Source organism: Enterobacter sp. JH25 (assembly GCF_021725435.1).
Lineage (GTDB): Bacteria > Pseudomonadota > Gammaproteobacteria > Enterobacterales > Enterobacteriaceae > Enterobacter > Enterobacter intestinihominis.
This window is the reverse complement of record NZ_CP091319.1, coordinates 2,689,825-2,706,881: the sequence shown is the minus strand read 5'-3', so window position 1 is coordinate 2,706,881 and position 17,057 is coordinate 2,689,825. Positions and strand designations below refer to the sequence as shown.

Here is a 17,057-nt window from a genome sequence, read left to right as displayed (position 1 = left end):
TTTACCGGTAACATGATCTAACACAGCAAGTGGCATAATTTTTAATCTTTTAAGCTCCGCGTGGATTCACCCGCGGAGCTTTTTTTATTACACTCCCTTCAGACATTTTGCCCCTGCGCTCCGGATATCAGGCGTTTCAGCGTTGTTAACAACCGTCAGAAACTGTGTAAACTCCCGAGCCTGGACAGATAAATTAGAGGAGCTTTTATGAATCCGACATTGTTACGCGTAACACAACGCATCGTTGAACGCTCGAAAGAGACCCGTGCTGCCTACCTTGCCCGCATCGAACAGGCGAAGAGTGAAACGGTCCATCGCTCACAGCTGGCCTGCGGGAATCTGGCCCACGGCTTTGCCGCCTGCCAGCCTGGTGATAAAGACGCGCTGAAAAGCATGCTGCGTAACAATATCGCCATCATTACCTCCTATAACGACATGCTTTCAGCCCACCAGCCGTATGAGGTTTACCCGTCTATCATCCGCAATGCGCTGCACAGCGTGAACGCGGTGGGCCAGGTTGCAGGCGGCGTGCCGGCCATGTGTGATGGCGTGACTCAGGGACAGGACGGTATGGAGCTGTCTCTGTTGAGCCGCGAAGTGATCGCCATGTCGGCGGCAGTGGGCCTCTCTCACAATATGTTTGATGGCGCGCTCTACCTGGGCGTATGCGACAAAATCGTCCCGGGGCTGGTGATGGCCGCGCTGTCGTTTGGCCATCTGCCAGCGATTTTTGTGCCGTCAGGCCCGATGGCAAGCGGTCTGCCAAACAAGGAAAAAGTCCGTATCCGCCAGCTGTATGCCGAAGGAAAAGCGGACCGTCAGGCGCTGCTGGAAGCGGAAGCCGCGTCCTATCACGCGCCGGGCACCTGTACGTTCTACGGTACGGCTAACACCAACCAGATGGTGGTGGAGTTTATGGGGATGCAGCTGCCGGGCTCGTCGTTCATCCAGCCGGATGCGCCACTGCGTAAAGCGCTGACCGAAGCCGCAGCCCGTCAGGTGACGCGTCTGACCGGTAACGGCAACGAGTGGATGCCAATGGGCAAAATGGTGGATGAAAAAGTCATCGTCAACGGGATTGTCGCCCTGCTGGCGACCGGCGGTTCAACCAACCATACCATGCACCTTGTCGCGATGGCGCGCGCGGCGGGCATTCTGATCAACTGGGATGACTTCTCCGAGATCTCCTCCGTGATACCGCTGATGGCGCGTCTGTACCCGAACGGTCCGGCGGACATTAACCACTTCCAGGCCGCGGGCGGCGTGCCGGTGCTGATGCGCGAGCTGCTGAAAGGCGGCCTGCTGCATGAGGATGTCAACACGGTGGCGGGCTTTGGCCTGCATCGCTATACCCTTGAGCCGTGGCTGAACAACGGTGAGCTGGACTGGCGCGAGGGGGCGATCAACTCGCTCGATCCTCAGGTTATCGCGACCTTCGAACAGCCGTTCTCTCCTCACGGCGGCACCAAAGTGCTGAGCGGTAACCTTGGGCGTGCCGTAATGAAAACTTCTGCCGTGCCGGAAGAGAATCAGGTTATCGAAGCCCCGGCGGTGGTGTTTGAAAGCCAGCACGACGTTTTACCTGCCTTCGACGCGGGTCTGCTTGATAAAGACTGCGTAGTCGTGGTGCGTCATCAGGGACCAAAAGCGAACGGGATGCCAGAATTACATAAACTTATGCCGCCGCTTGGTGTATTATTGGACCGCCGTTTCAAAATTGCGCTGGTGACCGATGGACGCCTCTCGGGGGCATCCGGTAAAGTGCCTTCAGCGATTCATGTCACCCCGGAAGCCTACGACGGCGGCCTGCTGGCGAAAGTCCATGATGGAGACATGATCCGCGTTAACGGTCAGACAGGCGAGTTAACCCTGCTGGTGGACGAAGCAGAGCTGGCGGCGCGTCAGCCACATATTCCTGACCTGAGCGCATCCCGCGTGGGTACCGGACGCGAAATGTTTGGTGCGTTGCGTGAGAAACTCTCCGGTGCGGAGCAGGGCGCAACCTGTATTACGTTTTAAGACGACTTGATTTTAACGATCTGGCGAGAGAAAACTCTGATGAAAAACTGGAAAACAAGTGCAGAAGCAATCCTGACTACTGGCCCTGTCGTGCCGGTTATTGTGGTAAACAAACTGGAGCACGCTGTCCCAATGGCGAAGGCGCTGGTTGCGGGTGGCGTTCGTGTTCTGGAAGTGACCCTGCGTACTGCCTGTGCGATGGATGCGATTCGCGCTATCGCCAAAGAAGTGCCGGAAGCGATCATCGGTGCTGGTACGGTTCTGAATGCGCAGCAGCTGGCGGAAGTGACCGAAGCGGGCGCACAGTTTGCCATCAGCCCGGGCCTGACCGAGCCGCTGCTGAAAGCCGCAACCGAAGGTTCTATTCCGCTGATCCCGGGTATCAGCACCGTTTCTGAACTGATGCTGGGTATGGACTACGGCCTGAAAGAGTTTAAATTCTTCCCTGCTGAAGCGAACGGCGGCACCAAAGCGTTGCAGGCGATTGCAGGCCCATTCTCCCAGGTGCGTTTCTGCCCAACGGGCGGCATCTCTCCGGCCAACTACCGCGACTACCTGGCGCTGAAAAGCGTGCTATGCATCGGTGGCTCCTGGCTGGTTCCGGCGGATGCGCTGGAAGCAGGCGACTGGGATCGCATTACTAAACTGGCTCGCGAAGCGGTAGAAGGCGCGAAACAGTAACAAATGCTCAATGCATAAAGCAGGCCCTCTGGCCTGATGCTGGTCACTTTATGTGACCAGCATGTATAAGTTCTTCTTCTTCTCCCCACAAACATTTTTAATATCCCTAACCCCAGGCGTATCATTCTTCATTATTAAATAATCCCTCACTTATATATTTGATGAATAATTCATTCTTAATTTATCTGTGATGAGATTGCCTGGGCTCTTTTTATTTGTTCTGTGAATAATATTACTTCCTTTGAGTCAATTCAACTTGAGGTTGGGTATTTTAATAGGAGAGCGATAGGTGTATTGTTTTTAATAAACGGAATGTTTGTTAAAAGGATAGATAATAATGTCAGGGGAATCTGAGGTGGCTCAACGGTGGGACACGTTAAACAGATATTTATTGTATTTCCCGCGTAGCAAAAATGTTATTTCTGATGTTCATTCTTTTACAGGAAAAGAGATATTAAGCGAGCCTTATCGCTATACCATTCGCTTTACCAGTCCGGATCAAAACATTGCCATTAATGCTGTTCTTAATCAAAGGGCTGAGTTTATTCTGCGTGCACCCAATCTGGAAGCCTCATGGCATGGGCAAACCTCCTGGCTGCCGGTTCGCCAGATTAATGGCACGATCACCCAATTTTCCCGGCTGATGTCTTCAGGTGACGAAGCACTGTATGAATGCGTGCTGGAGCATGTGCTGGCGCTGCTGGATCAAAATTACCGTTCTGCGGTTTACATGAACATGACAGTCCCGGAGCTCGTTACAAAGCTGATGAAGGACAGTGGTCACTTTGACGGCTACAACATTGATTTTGACCAACTGAGCCACAGCTATCCACGACGGGAAATGATCGTTCAGTGGAAAGAAACCGATTTGCGGTTCATCCGTCGGCTGCTGGCAGAGATAGGGATCTGGTTCCGTTTTGAGAATCACAACAAAGTGAAAACGGAAACCGTCGTTATTTTTGGGGATTCTGCGCGTCGTTACAACTTCAGCGACAAACAGATGCCTTATGTCCGACATTCAGGCATGACCAGTTATAACGAATACATCACCGATCTGGAGGAGCAGCACGGCCTGATCCCAAAAAATGTGTTGGTTCGCACCTATAACTACCGTGACCCGCAATCGCCGCAGACGGATAAGACCGTTAAAACGAGCGATATTCCCGAAGGTGTAACGACAGGCCAACACTATCACTATGCCGATCACTATCTTGCTGCGGGGGATTTTCACGGTGAAGAGGCGGAAACCGCCGCATTTTACGCCCGTCTGCGTTATGAACGCCTGTTGAACGGACAGAGTCTTCTGGGGGCGACAACCAGCGATCCCGAGCTTCAGCCAGGCATTATGTTTTATCCCTCAGGGCCTGTACCTGACGGTTTTAAGTCCGGGTTTGTGATAACTGCGATGACTATCCGCGGCAGCCGTGCTGAACACTATCGCGCCGTACTTTCTGGGATCCCCTATATCCACGGCTATAGCTTCCGTCCTGAATACTTATCCCGGCCGATGATAGCCGGAACGGTGCCCGCCAGAGTGAAGGCTATCGGGGGAGATAAAACCTATGCCGGACTTGATGCGGTTGGACGCTACCGGGTTAAGTTCGATTTTGACCTTGATGAAAAACGGGTCGGATTTGAAAGCGCCCTGGTACGCCTCGGCAGACCGTACGCCGGTGACACTTTTGGTATTCACTTTCCGTTGCTGGAGGGGACTGAAGTTGCTGTTGGTTTTGAAGGCGGCGACCCGGACAGACCTTTTATCGCCCATGTCATGCACGACGGCAGCCACCCGGATTTAGTCACAAACCGTAACGATACCCGAAACGTGATCCGCACGGCCGCGTTGAACAAGATCCGTCTTGAAGATCGTCGCGGGCAGGAACACATCAAAATCTCTACCGAGTACGGCAAAGGGCAAGTGAGTGTGGGCCACCTGGTTGATGCTGAGGGCAAAAAGCGCGGGGAAGGTGTGGAGGCTCGCACCGACGACTGGATGGCGCTGCGTGCTGCCAAAGGCGTGATGATCACCACGGAAGCACAGCCCCGCGCGGGGGGTAAGCAACTGGATATGACAGCGGCTATTGCACAACTCGAAAAGGCGCTATCGCTGGCGATGACCCTACAACAAAGTGCGCTTACGGCAGGTGCGAGTAATGTGGAAACCGATCGGCAAAATGCGCTCAGCCAGACGCTGAGTCATCTCGCGGAGCCCGGTATTTTGGCATATGGAAAAAGTGGAATTGCGCAGGTTACGCCGGACAGCCTGCAATTGTCAGCCGGGAAAGACCTGATTGCCACAGCGGGCGGGAATGCCAGCGTGAATGTGGTGAAAAAATTCTCGCTGGCCGTAGGGGAAAAACTGTCGCTGTTTGCCCGCAAACTCGGCATCCAGATGATTGCCGGTGCGGGGGATATTACGACGCAGGCGCAGCGGGGCGAAATGCACATGCTGTCGCAGCAGGATTTCACGCTGACGAGCACCGCCGGGAAAATGAACGGCAGTGCCAGAAAGGGAATGCAGTTTGTCTGCGGGGGCGGCGGGATCCGGATCAGCCCGACCGGACTGGTCACGATTTTCTCGCCGACGGGCATTGAGCTCAAAGCGCCGAGCCTGAAATACGACGGTCCGGAAAGTGTGTCGGTACCGACGCCATCCTTTGACAAAGGCGCCTTTAAACTTCGCTACAAACTGCACGCCGGCGATGATCCGGAGCAAATTCTGGCAAACAAAAAATTCAGGCTGACCAGTGCATCCGGACAGGTGGTGGAAGGCGTGACGGACAGCTGCGGTCGTTCACCCCTGCTCGATGCTGACGACCTCGACAGCTATAAAATGGAGATAATGGAATGACGGAGGCGAAGACAAAACCCTACGCTCCACGGGTGGTATCAGAAGGCGATATTCCGGTACACAAAACCCTGGGCGAAGTCGCCCAGACGCGCAACGTCGGGATACCGCGTCCGATGCCCGGCATTGTGATCCTCGTCCATGGCGTGAACGACGTGGGTGAAGCTTACCAGAATCAAGAGAAAGGAATACTTGTCGGGCTGGGTAAGCGACTCAACCGGCAGGATTTTTACGCCCACGAATGGAAAGACTACAGAATTATCACTCCCGGGCGTTCCCCCATCATCCCGTTTTACTGGGGATATAAACCGGTTACGCATGCTGACTACCGGGCGGACCAGAAGCGCTACCGGGAGGAAGTCGGGAAGCTGAGTGACAAAGCGCATCTGCCCTATGATGCGTACCAGGAAGATAACGAGACGAATAAAAAGTCGCTGGGTAATGACGGGAAAGGGCCGTTTCAGTACCAGAACGATAACTTTAAAAATGCACTTGATACGAGTTTTGCCAAGGGGGGCGGGACCTTTGCCAACGCAACGACGACGATCCCGGATATGCTGGGACCCGGCGCCGGTGGCTTCGGCGTTGCCGCTGCGGGATTTGCCTCGCTGCACTTCAATGATGGCGATTTTACCCATCCCATTTATGAAAACCCGCACCGCATTTACCAGTTTTTTGCCGCTCAACGGCTGGCGGATTTGATTATTCAGATTCGTCAGCCGTTAGTAACTCAAAACGATGTTATCAATATCGTCGCTCACAGTCAGGGCACGATTATTACTATGCTGGCAAATATGCTGGTGAAACAGGCCGGATACGATCCGGTAAATTGTGTGATTCTTAATCACTCACCATATTCTCTTGAGTCGCGCGTGGCTGAAAATATTCAGCCGGGCTATCAACAGACCGACGACGCCAGACAGCAGACATTTAAAAATTTCTGTCGCCTGATGCATACGCAATGGAAAGGGGGTGGGAAAATGGCAGAGAGCGAATTACTTGCTCTGGAGGCCTCCTGTACCCTGCGTAAACCTTCCGATAATCCGCTGCGAACGGATGGCAGATATTGCCGAAGCAACGACGGTAAAGTGTATAACTACTTTTGCCCGAACGATGGCGTCGTGTCGCTGGAGAATGTGCAGGGGTTTGGCTGGCGGGGCATTCCTCAGAATATTGCCAGTGATATACCGAATCTGTTTCAGCGTGTGTTTTACCAGCATGGTGAAGTAGGAAACATCCCTGACGCTAACCCCTTTGAGTTACAGCCGCGAAATGAGGGGGATGCAAAATATGCCTTTCTCACGAACGCCAGTTACAGCGCTCGCGATGTGGTGATAAATGGTGAGGAGTTACCGGAACCTTTTATTTTCAAACTTCAGGGGGAGGATAATCACCCGGATAACGATCCTAAAACCAGTGATAAACCGTATACCTATTATGTCGATCCGGACAGCCCGGACGCCTACATTTCCTATTCCGCCAAAGCCAGCGCCATTAAGCGCACAGTAACGACAACCTTTGCTGTGAACCGCTATCAAAATATTGGCTGGCAGCCTGGTCACGTTTTATCTGCTTCAGAGCTTAAAGAAGAGAGTTTTGAACGCAAGCATGAAGTTATTTATGGTGAGGTGTCAGGTTCGCGTGATTTTCAGTTAGTTACCCTTACCTGGAAGAAAACACCGGAAGAACTGCAAGCGGAATGGCAGAAAATTGACCCGGTAGGCTACAGCCAGCACTCCTCTATTGTGATGAGTGAATTTGTGCCATCGCACGCTATGGCGTTTGATTTGGCTATTGGGCAGTGCAAATCATTCGATTATCAGGCGGGGAAATTTTGGGAAGGGTTGCTACATCGGGCAGACTGGCGCGATCCGCAGAACGGTTATCCTGCCGCTAAAGAATATTACCGTACCGGAATGCTAGATGAACAGCGTACGAAATGGTTTATGAATAAGCCTGATGAGGTGCTTCCAAAAGGGGAGTACGGTGTGGAAAACCACTTTAATAATGCCTCGCCAGCCATGCCGTCACGCGAACTGTCCATCAGAAATCAGGATGTGGCAAATTTGCAATGGGATATGCCAAAGCCCATGAGTGATAGTCAACTGGCTAAAGGATAGAGCATGAAAATATTTATTATCGGCCTGACGACCTTAGCTGTTTTGCTTGTGACCGGATGCCTGGCTAAAGAACCGCCGACGCAGGTAGTTTATCGATTCGATGATCATCGTTATCTCGAACTGAAAGGGTGGGATTGTGAAGGCGAACTCTGGTACACGGATACTAAGCGAGGCATTCACACCGAACCAGTTAGTCAGTTTTATCGACTCTTTACCCGTAAATTTATTCATCCATCAGAGCGATATATTGCACTGACGGGATGGGGAGTGAGTGGATTCATAGTATCTAAGGACTATGGGAAAACGTGGCGCTCAGTAGCGTTTTCACCAAATCATAATGAACCCAATGGTGATGACTACGCGCCGTATGAGGATATTATTTCTTTCACCGTCGTCAACGATCAGGGCTTTTTACTAACCAAGCACCGGCTGTATATGTCATCAAAGCCATTTGAAGACCCGCGCATTCTGCCCGGTGGGCCGGGGATTGCCTATACCGTGGATGACGGAATGGGAAATAAAGTCAGCGGGAAGCTGGAACCCCGTTCCCCTGGCTGGGCCTGGGGAATGGTCTACATGACTAAACAGGGGCTTGAGGGCAGCACGCAGCAACTTAAGGCAAACTGGCAAGATTTACCCGACAGCGTACCCGAAGTGAAGGAGTACACCGGCTGGGATCATATGCGCTGTGATATGGATGCGGGGCGATAACTGATGAAAGGATTATGTACCGTTCTCGCAGCTACGTCCGTTGTGCTGGCAACCGGATGCCAGGCGAAAGAACCGCCGACACAGGTTGTTTACCGGTTCGATGATCATCGTTATCTTGAGTTAAAAGGCTGGGGCTGTGAAGGCCAGCTCTGGTATACAGATACGAAAAGGGGTATTCATTCACAGCCTTATTTTCAATTTTATCGAGTATTTACCCGTAAGTTTATTCATCCATCAGAACGATATATCTCAATTCCTAACTGGGAGGTGGATGGGTTTCATGTATCGAAAGACTATGGCGAAACATGGAAAGCTGTCGGTTTTTCCCCAGCGGGTAATGAACCAAATGGAGATAACAGAGCACCCGCAGAAGATGCAGTGTCTTTTACCGTCGTCAACGATCAGGGCTTTTTACTGACCAAGCACCGGCTGTACATGTCGTCAAAACCATTTGAAGACCCGCGCATTCTGCCCGGTGGGCCGGGGATTACCTATACCGTGGATGACGGAATGGGAAATAAAGTCAGAGGTAAGCTGGAACCCGGTTCTTCTGGCCCTGCTTGGGGGCTGGATTACATCACCAAAGAAGGTCTGCACGAAGATATAGCTCAATTTAAGACAAACTATCAGGACCTACCCGACAGCGTACCCGAGGTGAAGGGCTATACCGGCTGGGATCATATGCGCTGTGATATGGATGCGGGGCGATAACTGATGAAAGGATTATGTACCGTTCTCGCAGCTACGTCCGTTGTGCTGGCAACCGGATGCCAGGCGAAAGAACCGCCGACACAGGTTGTTTATCGGTTCGATGATCATCGTTATCTCGAACTGAAAGGCTGGGATTGCGAAGGTGAACTCTGGTTTAGCGATACTAAGAAAGGTATCCATTCACAAATTGCCAGTCAGTTTTATCGAATCTTCACCAAAAAATTCGTGCATCCTTCAGAGCACTATCTTGCTATTCCGTGGTGGGGAAATGTTACTGGTGGTTTTTCAGTATCAAAAGACTATGGGAAAACGTGGGAAAGAGGTGGTGCATCTATGTCACCAGGGAGCAATGAACCTGATGGAAGTAACGCTCCTTATTATGATGATGTCATATCTTTCACCGTCGTCAACGATCAGGGCTTTCTACTAACCAAGCACCGGCTGTACATGTCGTCAAAACCATTTGAAGACTCGCGCATTCTGCCCGGTGGGCCGGGGATTACCTATATCGTGGATGACGGAATGGGAAATAAAGTAAGCGATACGCTGGACCCCCGTTTCCCTGGCTGGGCCTGGGGAATGGTCTATATGACTAAGCAGGGGCTTAAGCACAGCACGCAGCAATTTAAGGCTAACTGGCAAGATTTACCCGACAGCGTACCCGAAGTGAAGGAGTACACCGGCTGGGATCATATGCGCTGTGATATGGATGCGGGGCGATAACTGATGAAAGGATTATGTACCGTTCTCGCAGCGACGTCCGTTGTGCTGGCAACCGGATGCCAGGCGAAAGAGCCACCGACGCAGATAGTTTACCGGTTTGATGATCATCGCTACCTTGAGTTAAAAGGCTGGGGCTGCGAAGGTGAACTCTGGTATACGGATACTCTTCGGGGTATTCATACCAGGCCCGTCAGTCAATTTTATCGGATTTTCACCAAAAAATTTGTTCATCCTTCTGAACGATATATTGCCATACCCACCTGGGATGACCCAGGAACAATGATTTCAAAAGATTATGGTAAAACATGGTCTCCCCAGTTTTTTTCGGTAGGGCCTAATGAGCCCGATGGTACTAACCAACCATCCTATGAGGATATTATTTCTTTCACCGTCGTCAACGATCAGGGTTTTTTACTGACCAAACACCGGCTGTATATGTCATCAAAGCCATTTGAAGACCCGCGCATTCTGCCCGGTGGACCGGGGATTGCCTATACCGTGGATGACGGAATGGGAAATAAAGTAAGCGGGAAGCTGGAACCCCGTTCCCCTGGCTGGGCCTGGGGAATGGTCTACATGACTAAACAGGGGCTTGAGGGCAGCACGCAGCAACTTAAGGCAAACTGGCAAGATTTACCCGACAGCGTACCCGACGTGAAGGGCTATACCGGCTGGGATCATATGCAATGCAACATGGATGCGGGAAAATAGGAAGATAAAGTGATGAAAGGCGTCATTAGGTTAAACGATCCGCTGATAAGCGGAGGAAAAGTCACTAAGGCCTCTGGGGCAGACTTTATGGGTCAGCCCGTGGCCTTGAAAGATGATCTTGTGCAGTGTCCGCTCCATAAAGGGACGTTCCCAATCACTGAATGTCACCCAACCTGGACCATGCATGGCCGTGGGGTTGTGGTAGATGGCTGTCGCGCGGCGTGTGGATGTGAAATCAAAAGTACCTTACCTGTGGCGGGAGCTTCGTAATGCGCGCGTGGTGGTTATACAAAAAACAGCCAGACCCGGATTCCACTCTGCCAGTCGTCATGATTGTTTTCCTCTATGTGATAGCCGTCGCAATGGGCCTCGCGATCCGGGCTCTAACCTGGCCTGAACAGGAACACGTTACGGCTCTCTTTTTTGTGCCTTCAGTTATTCTGCCCATCTGTGTTGTGTCGTTGTTAGTTTTTACAAGTTTCATATTTCATGACGCCAACATTCATTATGCTGAAACCCGAAAATTCATAGCAAAAGAGCAGGAGATTAATTTAAAGGCGTATGCGCGGAAAAATATGGCTATCGCAGCATGGTCTTCAATAACCCCCCTGGAGCAACCCGCGCTGAATATGTTGAAACTGGAAGGCGAATTTCCGCTGGCACCGAAAACGCCGGTTAACATTCAGCTGGAAGATCGCTTCGACCAGACCAGGAATGAACAGATGTTTTACCGCTTACTGGACCCGATGGCAGAAAAATTGAAGGGCTATAACTACCGTATTTTTGAAACCGTTGTCTGGGTTCGCGGAGGGATTGGATCCTGCATTGATGAACTGAGACGCACTCTGGAGCGGTTGGGTATTGAAACGGCCAGCACGTGTAAAATTGAGTACAGCACAGAATGCCCTGACTACGTGATCGTTAGCCAATGGATGAACTTATCTGATTACAGAGTTGAAAACCGGCTGATTGTTATCGTTGATTTACATGAAGAAAGCGGCGAATCAAAGAGCATGGAAAATGCATGTGCATTCCTGCTGACTAGTCATTATGTCCGGGAGGAGGGCGAAAAACCGGTATATTTATATCAGCCTATGTCTGATGTGACCGATGTAGAGGACAAAATGGCGGTCTTCCTTGAGACGGGTTCGGTACTTACGCCGAAAAATCTCTGGTATACCGGGCTGTCCCGTATTGAAAAATATCCATTAATGCAGGCACTGGACAAAAAAGCGCTCACGGTGGAACGGCTGGATATCGATGCCTCTCTGGGCGCAAAGAGTGCCGGGTATCGGTGGCTGGCTCTGGCATTTGCGGCGGATGCGGTAAAATATGCCCAGGGGGAGCAACTGGTAGCTTATTCAGACAAAAACAAATTTTGTATTACTGCGCTTTCCTCCATGAAGACAGCTATCCCAAAAAAACTTACCTGGTGTAACTGGAGTAATCCCCTTTATCCTGCGGGGATGGCGGCTTTATTCTGCGTGTTATCCCTCATTGCCTATCGTATCAGTTTCCTGGCGCAAAACGATCCGCCAGCAATCTGGGAACTGATTGCGAGCATAATCATTCCCTTCGTTATTTTTATAGGCCTCGGTAGTTTTGTTTTCATCTCGAAAACGAATGAAGCCCACGAGGACATGGAATACGAATGGAAGCGATAGAAACGAAACAACGTTAATCATGCTATGTGGCTGGTCGCTTACTTGACCAGCCTTTAGTTATTTACCCTGTCACTTTCACCGCAGTGGCCGCTTTTTTCGCTCTCGCGACGGCTTCGTCCACGTTTTCCCCGGTCGCTAATGCCACGCCCAGACGACGGCTTCCGTCGATCTCCGGTTTGCCGAACAGCCGAACCTGCAAGCCTGCGCCTACCGCACCTTCGACGTTATCAAAGGTGACATTCTGGCTGGTCAGCTGCGGCAGGATCACCGCCGAGGCTGCCGGGCCGTACTGACGGATGCCGCCAACCGGCAGGCCGAGGAAAGCACGTACGTGCAGCGCGAACTCAGAGAGATCCTGCGAAATCAGCGTGACCATCCCGGTATCGTGCGGGCGAGGGGAGACTTCACTGAAGATCACCTCGTCGCCGCAAACAAACAATTCCACGCCGAACAGGCCGTAGCCGCCCAGCGCCAGCACCGTTTTGCGGGCGATCTCCTGCGCGCGTGCCAGCGCCAGCGCGCTCATTCGCTGCGGCTGCCAGGATTCGCGATAATCGCCGTCTTCCTGGCGATGACCAATCGGGTCGCAGAAATAAACACCGTCCACGGCGCTGACGGTGAGCAGGGTAATTTCAAAATCAAACTTCACCACGCCTTCTACGATGACGCGCCCGGCACCGGCACGGCCGCCCTGCTGGGCATAGTCCCAGGCTTTGTCCAGCGTGCTGCTGTCGCGGATAAAGCTCTGCCCTTTGCCGGAGGAGCTCATTACCGGCTTAATGATGCACGGGTAGCCAATCTCCTCTACGGCCTGGAGAAACGCAGCTTTATCCCCGGCAAAACGGTAGCTGGAGGTCGGGAGCTGTAATTCTTCTGCCGCCAGGCGACGAATGCCTTCCCGGTTCATGGTCAGTTTTGCCGCTGTGGCACAGGGCACCACGCGCTGGCCTTCCTGTTCAAGGGCAACCAACATCTCAGTGGCAATGGCCTCAATTTCAGGTACCACGAAATCCGGTTTTTCGTCGGCAATTAACGCCCGCAGGGCATTACCGTCAAGCATATCGATGACGTGCGAGCGATGCGCGACGTGCATGGCGGGCGCATTCGCATAACGGTCCACCGCAATCACTTCCACACCCAAACGCTGGCATTCAATGGCCACTTCTTTACCCAGTTCACCCGATCCCAACAGCATAACGCGCGTCGCGGCAGGACGCAGCGCGGTTCCTAAACGAGTCATAAAAATCCCCCTGAAAAAGATGCGGGCAGTATAAACGAAAACGTTTGCGTCTGTCTTGTATGGGGATAACCGGACACGGGGGAAATTTGCGCTTCTTTAGCACTGACAGACATTTCCTGACACCCGCTCGCTTAGGCTGTGAAGGTTACGCACTGTTACGTGAGGAAAAATATGTCAGGCTGGATGAATCAACTGCAATCCCTGTTGGGACAAAAAGGCTCGTCGTCCGGCGAGCAGGGTCTGAGCAAGCTGCTTGTGCCGGGTGCGCTCGGCGGGCTGGCCGGTTTGCTGGTTGCCAATAAATCATCGCGGAAACTGCTTACCAAATACGGTACCGGCGCGCTGCTGGCGGGCGGAGGGGCTATTGCAGGCTCCGTCTTATGGAACAAATACAAAGACAAGGTGCGCAACGCGCATCAGGATGAACCGCAGTACGGGAAGCAGGTTTCGCCGTTAGATTTACGCACCGAGCGTCTGATCCTCGCCCTGGTCTTTGCAGCCAAGAGCGACGGGCATATTGATGCCAGTGAACGTGCCGCAATTGAACAGCAGATGCGGGAAGCGGGCGTTGAGGAGCAGGGCAGGGCGCTGGTGGCGCAGGCCATCGAACAGCCGCTCGATCCGCAGCGTCTGGCGCAAAGCGTGAAAAACGAAGAAGAGGCGCTGGAACTCTATTTTCTGAGCTGTGCTGCCATCGATATCGATCACTTTATGGAGCGCAGCTACCTGAACGCCCTGGGTGATGCGCTGAAGATCCCACAGGACGTTCGTGAGGGAATTGAGCAGGATATTCAGCAGCAGAAGCAGACCCTCGCGGGCTAGAAGGCCATGTTTCGCTTGCATCATACGCGTGTTTTGCCAACCTTATAGGATGTAAAACGAAAAAGTAAGAATGCCATGCCTCCAAAAGCCCGACGTACTCCTTATGCGATCACCACGCATGGCGATACGCGTATCGATAACTACTACTGGCTGCGGGACGATTCTCGTTCCCGGCCAGAGGTGCTCGACTATCTGCACGAGGAAAACGACTATGGCCGCCAGGTCATGGCCAGCCAGCAGGCGCTTCAGGATCAGCTCCTGAACGAAATGGTGCAGCGTATCCCCCAGCGTGATGTCTCTGCCCCGTGGTGCAAAAACGGTTATCGCTATCGCCATATTTATGAGCCGGGAAACGAATATCCCATCTACCAGCGCCAGTCTGTGCTAAGCGCCGAGTGGGACGAATGGGAGATCCTGCTGGATGCTAACAAACGTGCTGCCCACAGTGAGTTTTATACGCTGGGCGGCATGTCCATTTCCCCCGATAACGCCATTATGGCGCTGGCTGAGGATTACCTCTCCCGCCGCCAGTACGGTTTGCGTTTCCGCAATCTTGAAACGGGAAACTGGTATCCCGAAATGCTGGATAATGTCTCCCCCGATTTCGTCTGGGGTAACGATTCAGAAACGGTCTACTACGTTAAAAAGCATGCCTCAACGCTGCTGCCTTATCAGGTCTGGCGTCATACGGTGGGGACCGATTCCGCCGACGATGAGCTTGTGTATGAAGAAAAAGACGAGACGTTCTACGTCAGCCTGCATAAAACCTCGTCTCGCCACTACGTGATTATCTTCCTTGCCAGCGCCACCACCTCTGAGGTGCTGCTGCTGGATGCCGAACTGCCGGATGCCCAGCCGCTGTGCTTCCTGCCGCGCCGTAAAGATCATGAGTACAGTCTGGATCACTTCCAGCACAGCTTTTACCTGCGTTCGAACCGCGAGGGTAAAAACTTTGGCCTTTATAAAACCAAAGTGCGCGATGAACGGAAGTGGGAAGTGTTAATTCCTGCGCGCGATCAGGTGATGCTGGAGGGGTTCACCCTGTTTACCGACTGGCTGGTGGTGGAAGAGCGTCAGCGCGGACTGACCAGTATCCGCCAAATCAACCGCAAAACCCGCGAAGTGGTGGGCATTGCGTTCGATGACCCGGCTTACGTGACGTGGATCGGCTTTAACCCGGAACCGGAATCGTCCCGCCTGCGGTACGGCTATTCGTCAATGACTACCCCGGACACGTTGTTTGAGCTGGATATGGACACCGGGCAGCGTCAGGTGATTAAACAGGCGGAGGTCCGGGGATTTGAGTCGGAAAATTATCGCAGTGAACACCTGTGGGTGACCGCGCGCGACGGCGTTGAAGTCCCCGTGTCTCTCGTCTACCACAAGGATCACTTCAACAAAGGTAAAAACCCCATCCTCGTCTACGGTTACGGCTCCTACGGATCCAGCATGGACGCCGATTTCAGCAGCAGCAGGCTGAGCCTGCTCGACCGCGGTTTTGTTTATGCGATTGCCCATATTCGCGGCGGCGGCGAGCTGGGTCAGCACTGGTATGAAGACGGAAAATTTCTCAAAAAGAAAAATACCTTCAATGACTACCTTGATGTCTGCGATGCGCTGATCGCGCAGGGTTATGGCGATCCGCAACTCTGCTTTGGCATGGGGGGCAGCGCCGGAGGCATGTTAATGGGAGCCGTGGTAAACCAGCGGCCTGAACTGTTTAAAGGCGTTATCGCTCAGGTGCCGTTTGTGGACGTGGTGACGACCATGCTGGACGAAACCATTCCGCTGACCACCGGGGAGTTTGAGGAGTGGGGGAACCCGCAGGATGAAACCTATTACCGCTACATGAAAGAGTACAGCCCGTACGATAACGTCGAGGCGAAAGCCTATCCGCATATGCTGGTGACCACCGGCCTGCACGATTCCCAGGTGCAGTACTGGGAGCCCGCGAAATGGGTGGCGAAGCTGCGTGAGCTAAAAACTGACGATAATCTGCTGCTGCTGTGTACCGATATGGACTCGGGGCACGGAGGGAAATCAGGGCGATTTAAATCCTATGAAGGGGTGGCGCTGGAGTACGCCTTTTTGATTGGCCTGGCGCAGGATACGCTGCCAGGCCGCGCGGGAACTCAGGCTTCGCCTAAATAATGCTTCAGCGTCAGGCGCAGTTCCGGGCTCATTCTGTCGAGGTTGTTGTACAGCCAGCGCAGATAGCCCGGATCGTTGTCCGCCACTTCCGATACCGGTTTTCCACGATATTTACCGAACGTGAAGGTGGTCAGTAGGGCGGGGCGGCCGGTAATGGTCGCCATATCGTCCGGCGTCCAGCCGGAAGTATTCATGATATCAATCAGGAGCGCTGCGGTGATGTAGCAGTCATAGAGGGCGCGGTGATGATGCAGCCCTTCCGGCGTCCGCACGCTTAGTTTGCGCGACTTATACAGCGCCATATTGCTGTATTTGATCCCCGGCCACAGACGGCGCGCCAGCTTCATGGTGCAAATCCATTCACCGGGCATCTCCGGCAGCACGCGGCGGTCAAAGCTGGCGTTATGGGCGACATACCACTGGCTACCGTGGTAAAGAGGGATGATCTCTTCAATCCACGGCTTATCCGCCACCATCGATTCCGTAATGCGATGAATTGCCATCGCCTGCGCACTGATGGGACGGTCCGGGCGCACCAGGTGGCTCATTGGATTGACTATCTTTCCGTCAACCACGTCGACAGAGGCGACTTCCACAATTCCACCCTGCAAATCGCAGGTTTCGGTATCGATAACGCGCAGCATTGATCGCTCCTG

General features: G+C 52.9%; 14 protein-coding genes. 12 read left to right on the top strand and 2 right to left on the bottom strand.

Going from position 1 to position 17,057, the window contains the following annotated elements; all coding sequences use genetic code 11:
- Window positions 1-207: 207 nt before the first annotated feature.
- From edd to L2Y28_RS12960, 10 genes are all read left to right on the top strand, one after another.
- Window positions 208-2,019: a phosphogluconate dehydratase gene (edd, locus tag L2Y28_RS13005; RefSeq protein ID WP_022648480.1), complete on the top strand. Its 1,812-nt coding sequence runs from the start codon at window positions 208-210 to the stop codon at window positions 2,017-2,019.
- A gap of 39 nt (window positions 2,020-2,058) precedes the next feature.
- Window positions 2,059-2,700 carry a bifunctional 4-hydroxy-2-oxoglutarate aldolase/2-dehydro-3-deoxy-phosphogluconate aldolase gene (gene kdgA / locus L2Y28_RS13000; RefSeq protein ID WP_003859774.1) on the top strand — a complete coding sequence of 214 codons (642 nt, stop codon included), beginning with the start codon at window positions 2,059-2,061 and terminating at the stop codon, window positions 2,698-2,700.
- A 337-nt stretch (window positions 2,701-3,037) separates the two neighbouring features.
- Complete coding sequence (locus tag L2Y28_RS12995) at window positions 3,038-5,551, top strand: type VI secretion system tip protein VgrG (protein WP_022648479.1); 2,514 nt, start codon at window positions 3,038-3,040, stop codon at window positions 5,549-5,551.
- On the top strand, window positions 5,548-7,668 hold the full coding sequence (locus L2Y28_RS12990; protein ID WP_022648478.1) for a DUF3274 domain-containing protein: 2,121 nt from the start codon (window positions 5,548-5,550) through the stop codon (window positions 7,666-7,668). The genes L2Y28_RS12995 and L2Y28_RS12990 overlap by 4 nt, the downstream gene beginning before the upstream one ends.
- Before the next feature lie 3 nt (window positions 7,669-7,671).
- On the top strand, window positions 7,672-8,379 hold the full coding sequence (locus L2Y28_RS12985; RefSeq protein WP_022648477.1) for a hypothetical protein: 708 nt from the start codon (window positions 7,672-7,674) through the stop codon (window positions 8,377-8,379).
- Window positions 8,380-8,382: 3 nt separating this feature from the next.
- Window positions 8,383-9,090, top strand: coding sequence for a hypothetical protein (locus L2Y28_RS12980; RefSeq protein WP_022648476.1), 708 nt, complete (start codon window positions 8,383-8,385; stop codon window positions 9,088-9,090).
- A 3-nt stretch (window positions 9,091-9,093) separates the two neighbouring features.
- A complete protein-coding gene (locus tag L2Y28_RS12975) occupies window positions 9,094-9,813 on the top strand; it encodes a hypothetical protein (RefSeq protein ID WP_032622416.1) in 720 nt (239 codons plus the stop codon).
- Window positions 9,814-9,816: 3 nt separating this feature from the next.
- Entirely contained in the window at window positions 9,817-10,524 is a 708-nt protein-coding gene (locus L2Y28_RS12970) for a hypothetical protein (protein WP_022648474.1), read from the top strand.
- Between the two features lie 12 nt (window positions 10,525-10,536).
- Entirely contained in the window at window positions 10,537-10,794 is a 258-nt protein-coding gene (locus L2Y28_RS12965) for a PAAR domain-containing protein (protein ID WP_022648473.1), read from the top strand.
- A complete protein-coding gene (locus L2Y28_RS12960) occupies window positions 10,794-12,188 on the top strand; it encodes a hypothetical protein (protein ID WP_022648472.1) in 1,395 nt (464 codons plus the stop codon). Before L2Y28_RS12965 ends, L2Y28_RS12960 begins: the two co-directional genes overlap by 1 nt.
- A 61-nt stretch (window positions 12,189-12,249) precedes the next feature.
- Here L2Y28_RS12960 and purT read toward each other — a convergent pair whose 3' ends face one another.
- A complete protein-coding gene (gene purT / locus L2Y28_RS12955) occupies window positions 12,250-13,428 on the bottom strand; it encodes a formate-dependent phosphoribosylglycinamide formyltransferase (protein WP_022648471.1) in 1,179 nt (392 codons plus the stop codon).
- A 171-nt stretch (window positions 13,429-13,599) separates the two neighbouring features.
- Between purT and L2Y28_RS12950 the strand changes: the two genes are divergently transcribed.
- A complete protein-coding gene (locus tag L2Y28_RS12950; RefSeq protein WP_022648470.1) occupies window positions 13,600-14,250 on the top strand; it encodes a tellurite resistance TerB family protein in 651 nt (216 codons plus the stop codon).
- Between the two features lie 75 nt (window positions 14,251-14,325).
- Window positions 14,326-16,401 (top strand): oligopeptidase B, encoded by a 2,076-nt coding sequence (gene ptrB, locus L2Y28_RS12945; protein ID WP_022648469.1) that lies wholly within the window; start codon window positions 14,326-14,328, stop codon window positions 16,399-16,401.
- Here the strand turns inward: ptrB and exoX are convergent.
- Complete coding sequence (gene exoX / locus L2Y28_RS12940; RefSeq protein ID WP_022648468.1) at window positions 16,383-17,045, bottom strand: exodeoxyribonuclease X; 663 nt, start codon at window positions 17,043-17,045, stop codon at window positions 16,383-16,385. The two genes, ptrB and exoX, sit on opposite strands and share 19 nt — an antisense overlap.
- Between the last annotated feature and the right edge of the window lie 12 nt (window positions 17,046-17,057).

Coding starts and splice junctions, on each gene's coding strand:
- edd (WP_022648480.1), top strand. CDS start 208: ATGAATCCGACATTGTTACGCGTAACACAACGCATCGTTGAACGCTCG.
- kdgA (WP_003859774.1), top strand. CDS start 2,059: ATGAAAAACTGGAAAACAAGTGCAGAAGCAATCCTGACTACTGGCCCT.
- L2Y28_RS12995 (WP_022648479.1), top strand. CDS start 3,038: ATGTCAGGGGAATCTGAGGTGGCTCAACGGTGGGACACGTTAAACAGA.
- L2Y28_RS12990 (WP_022648478.1), top strand. CDS start 5,548: ATGACGGAGGCGAAGACAAAACCCTACGCTCCACGGGTGGTATCAGAA.
- L2Y28_RS12985 (WP_022648477.1), top strand. CDS start 7,672: ATGAAAATATTTATTATCGGCCTGACGACCTTAGCTGTTTTGCTTGTG.
- L2Y28_RS12980 (WP_022648476.1), top strand. CDS start 8,383: ATGAAAGGATTATGTACCGTTCTCGCAGCTACGTCCGTTGTGCTGGCA.
- L2Y28_RS12975 (WP_032622416.1), top strand. CDS start 9,094: ATGAAAGGATTATGTACCGTTCTCGCAGCTACGTCCGTTGTGCTGGCA.
- L2Y28_RS12970 (WP_022648474.1), top strand. CDS start 9,817: ATGAAAGGATTATGTACCGTTCTCGCAGCGACGTCCGTTGTGCTGGCA.
- L2Y28_RS12965 (WP_022648473.1), top strand. CDS start 10,537: ATGAAAGGCGTCATTAGGTTAAACGATCCGCTGATAAGCGGAGGAAAA.
- L2Y28_RS12960 (WP_022648472.1), top strand. CDS start 10,794: ATGCGCGCGTGGTGGTTATACAAAAAACAGCCAGACCCGGATTCCACT.
- purT (WP_022648471.1), bottom strand. CDS start 13,428: ATGACTCGTTTAGGAACCGCGCTGCGTCCTGCCGCGACGCGCGTTATG.
- L2Y28_RS12950 (WP_022648470.1), top strand. CDS start 13,600: ATGTCAGGCTGGATGAATCAACTGCAATCCCTGTTGGGACAAAAAGGC.
- ptrB (WP_022648469.1), top strand. CDS start 14,326: ATGCCTCCAAAAGCCCGACGTACTCCTTATGCGATCACCACGCATGGC.
- exoX (WP_022648468.1), bottom strand. CDS start 17,045: ATGCTGCGCGTTATCGATACCGAAACCTGCGATTTGCAGGGTGGAATT.